The sequence below is a fragment of the Pararcticibacter amylolyticus genome (assembly GCF_003130405.1).
Lineage (GTDB): Bacteria > Bacteroidota > Bacteroidia > Sphingobacteriales > Sphingobacteriaceae > Arcticibacter > Arcticibacter amylolyticus.
The window spans coordinates 1-608 of sequence record NZ_QEAS01000099.1; the positions used below are offsets into that span (position 1 = coordinate 1).

A 608-nucleotide genomic window follows, 5' to 3' on the forward strand; every position below is an offset into this window, starting at 1 on the left:
GACAGGGTGCCGCCCTTGTAGTGCTGGACGATGCTCTTGGCCACCCGGCCTTCGTCGTCGTAGTAGTTCACGCTCCACAGCATGTGGGCGGGGTTGTTCAGCACGGCGGTACGGGTGGCGGTCAGCAGGCTGTGGATCATCTGGCTGCCATCCCGGGCGTACCCGGAGGGAAGGCCGGGGATGTTATAGTTGTCGTAGTAGCTGACGGTCAGGGGGGTATTGAGGTTCTGGGGGTAGCTGACGATCTGGTAGTCGGCCCCGGGGGTACGGCTGTCGTACTGGGGGGCGGCATAGACGAGGGCTTTCAGGGCGGCGGGGTCTATGGCGGTATTGCCATTGTTCCATAGTCCGGTCATGATCACCCGCCCGAGCCCGTCGTATTTGGTTACCTGCCACTGGTTCTTCTTTCTTTGCTCTGCGTCCTGGCTGGCCACGACTTGGTCGAGCTGATTGTATACCTGGTACTCCCAGCCTTTGCCGGGGATTTTTTTGGCACTCATCCGGTTGCGCTCGTCGTAGCGGTACTGGTAACACAGTGCGTTTTGTTTGTCAGGGCCGGGCATTCCGCTGTCGGCTTCTGACTTGGGGGGAAGGACATAGCACAGGTT

1 pseudogene is annotated in these 608 nt (G+C 60.2%); it reads right to left on the reverse strand.

The annotated features are described in order from the left end of the window. Window positions 1–608: pseudogene (locus tag DDR33_RS26265) on the reverse strand (DUF6443 domain-containing protein); the annotation flags it as partial.